The organism is Ligilactobacillus salitolerans, assembly GCF_003864415.1.
In the GTDB taxonomy this organism is placed as follows: domain Bacteria; phylum Bacillota; class Bacilli; order Lactobacillales; family Lactobacillaceae; genus Ligilactobacillus; species Ligilactobacillus salitolerans.
Genome location: NZ_BFFP01000042.1, coordinates 16,826 through 20,173, shown reverse-complemented (window position 1 = coordinate 20,173; position 3,348 = coordinate 16,826). Strand labels below are relative to the sequence as shown.

The window sequence follows — 3,348 nt, the reverse complement described above, 5'->3', positions numbered from 1 at the left end:
AGTCAAAATCGTCCTTTGTTTCTTTTGATGGATCAGGTTTTGACTTTTTTCTTGGGCAAGTTCATCATCAAGCTGTGTCAAAGCCAACGAAATTGCTTGTCGAGCCAAACTAACGAAAAAAGCACTAATTTGTTGTCCTTTTTTAAGTAAAGACGATTCACTCTTTAAAATTTCGACTAATTCAGCTACAATATTATCCATGGGGCTATTATCCTCTTTTCATGTTTTGTGATGATTACATGTATAAGGATAATAGTCCTTTTTGATGTTTAGCAAGCACTATTTTTAGGTTGCACAACTTTGTGAACATTCAAACTAGAAGAAAAAGCCCTAATTTTTTAAAACCAACCAAAACTTTACACTTAGCAGATAATTTCCACGATAATAATGTTCCAGAACAATTTCATGCTATTTATAATCGCTATCCAAGACCATAATATGCAAATTTCTAAGGTTAAGGATCAATTTCAAAACTCACGTCTGAAACTCTAAAGATAGAGTTTCAGACGCCTTCATCATTATTTGACACTGCCCCACTTTTTTAAAGTTCCTCATTTGTCATTGCCGATTTTTCATTGACATAACTAACTACCCTGCTCCACTGCTTTTAATTCAAAAACAGCACTGTCAAAATCACCATCATTTTGCGTCAGCGGATAGATCCCAATATGCATCAGCTCGCTGCCATAGGCTGTGTACTCACCGTTAACACTATATTTAACAGCCGGATCTAAGCCGACAAAATTCAGCATGTGCAAAGGCATGGAAGCCTCTGAAAAAACATTAAAATACATGGCAACTGCTTGTTTCTTATCGGGTGAAACGAACATCCAAGCTGTGCGAGTGGACTTAAACGGATCTTGGATCCGGTAAAAGCGTCCGAACTGGATCAAAGCACGATGTTCTTTATACCAGGCAACCTGCTGCTTGACTTCTTGTTTTTCGTTGTCCAACAAGTTGAGCGGATTCAGTTCATAGCCCAAATTTCCGCTGGAAGCAACTAGACCCCTAGTTCGCAGCGGAGTCATCCGTCCTGTCTGTTCATTGGGTACTGCTGAAACGTGCGCGCCCATCGAAACAATTGGATAGACAAGGCTGGTTCCATACTGGATCTTTAAACGCGCAATGGCATCAGTATTATCTGAAGTCCAAGTCTGCGGCATATAGTAAAGCATCCCTGCATCGTACCGTCCACCGCCGCCTGAGCAGCTTTCAAACAAAACCTGGGGATATTTTTGCGTTAGCGCATCCAGCAAGTCATACAATCCTAAAATATAGCGGTGTGAGACTTCACCTTGTTCATCTGGAGACAGCCGTTCATCGTAAACTTCAGTCATATTCCGATTCATATCCCATTTAATATAATCCAAACCAGCATGTTCAATAATGTAAGACATCCGCTCCAGCAAGTAATCGCGGACTTCCTGGCGACCCAGATTCAAAACGAATTGGCTGCGGTCGATCGAGCGTCGTTGTCCCGGCACCTCCAAGACCCAGTTAGGATGATCTTGATACAGCTTGGACTTGACTGAGATCATTTCCGGTTCAAACCATAAACCAAATTGCATCCCCAGCTGATGACAATAATCACTCAGCGGCTTTAAACCATTAGGAAGTTTTTTGCGATCAACTACCCAATCACCTAGTGAACTAGTAGCTGCATCTCGTTCACCAAACCAGCCGTCATCCAGGACAAACATTTCGATTCCTAGATCATGGGAAGATGCGATGATTTTTTTGAGATCATCCTCATTAAAATTAAAATAAGTGGCTTCCCAGTTATTCAAAAGGATTGGCCGCTCTTTTCTGGAAAAATCGCTATGCATTAAGTGATCCAAGAAAAGTTGATGAAAGGCTTGCGACATTTCGTTTAAACCATGACCGCTATGCACAAGAACAGCTTCAGGCGATTGAAGCACCTTTTGCGGCTCTAACCACCAAGCAAAGCCTTGATCATTGATCCCCATCTGAACTCTAACTTGGTTGTATCCATCCATTTGAATGACTGACTTATGACTGCCGCTATAAATCAGGCTGAAACCAAAAACCTCTCCGGAGTGTTCAGTTGCATGGGGATCAACTAAGGCACAGAAGGGATTTTGGGTATGTCCGGAAGCCCCGCGTTTGGAATCTAAAATCTTGATCCCGGTACTTAAAGGTTCAACGGTGACATTCCGTTCTTGGGCATACCGTCCATTAAGGTGCAAAAGATCCAGTTCATTATCAGGAGAGTCCAGACTAAACGAAAATAATCGTTCGACCTGCACCGGCTTTTGACCAACATTCTTCACCGCGGAACTCCGCGTTATTACCGGCAGATCACGAAAAATCGTATAATGCAAATACAGCTCAAGTTCAGCATCGGTTTCAACGAGTTTGACAGTCAATGTCTGTGCTTCATCTTCATTGGCAAAGGTTGCAGGAAGCCCCGGCAGCTCAGGCTTGCCCGCAGTAATAGTATAAGAGTCATACAAGAAATTCACGGTTTGCGAACCATTGGCAAGTTTAACAACAATAGCTGGTTCACGGTAATCGGCCCCGCCTGAACCAGGAAATTCTTGGGGCAAGGTGCTTAAGGAGAAGTCTCTAGTTTCGATAGTTTCAGGACTGGGGGCAAAATGCCGCATGAGACGCGGGTAACGGCGCAGGTTAGAGTAATGATCAACAGCACTGCCATAGTAATGGTGTGCGAGAATGTCTTGCTCATCGACGCCCAAAACATAGCTCAGGTAGCGGTTGTGTAAATGAAAAGTCAGCGGATCTTTTGCAACAGAGATCAAATCATGATTTTGAAAAGCAGCAGACATGAAAATTCCTCCTATCTAAATAACAGAGTGGAGCATGGCGTTCATAAGGTGAGCACTATCGGACTCCAGGCGATAATGCGGGTTTCAGCATTGTTGACTGGAGTTGGTTAGGCGCAACCTTCTGCCATGCGAAGCTCGACTAATAACAAAGCGAACCGGTTAAAAGTTGAGCACTATCGGACTTTAACGATAAGTCGTGGTTTTTACGACTTGTTGTTAAAGTTGGATAGGCGCAGACTTTTGGTTCACGGAGCTCGACTAATAACAGAGCGGAACAGCGCGCTTAAAAAATGAGCATTATCGGACTCTGAGTTTATGGTGTGCATTTTGCACCATGGACTCGGAGTTGGATAAGCGGAATCTTTTGCGCTGTGCAGCTCGACTAATAACAGAGCAGAACAGCGTGCTTAAAAGATGAGCATTATCGGACTCTGAGTTTATGGTGCGCATTTTGCACCATGGGCTCGGAGTTGGATAAGCGGAATCTTTTGCGCTGTGCAGCTCGACTAATAACAGAGCAGAACAGCGTGCTTAAAAGATG

The 3,348-nt window shown here is 43.3% G+C and carries 2 protein-coding genes; both read right to left on the bottom strand.

Going from position 1 to position 3,348, the window contains the following annotated elements; all coding sequences use genetic code 11:
• On the bottom strand, positions 1-201 hold a 201-nt coding region (locus LFYK43_RS10425; RefSeq protein ID WP_148095621.1), incomplete at its 3' end, for a hypothetical protein.
• 383 nt (positions 202-584) lie between these two features.
• A complete protein-coding gene (locus LFYK43_RS10420) occupies positions 585-2,807 on the bottom strand; it encodes an alpha-galactosidase (RefSeq protein ID WP_124978042.1) in 2,223 nt (740 codons plus the stop codon).
• Between the last annotated feature and the right edge of the window lie 541 nt (positions 2,808-3,348).

Excerpts from the sequence above, each read along its gene's own strand:
- LFYK43_RS10420 (WP_124978042.1), bottom strand. The coding sequence starts at position 2,807 with ATGTCTGCTGCTTTTCAAAATCATGATTTGATCTCTGTTGCAAAAGAT.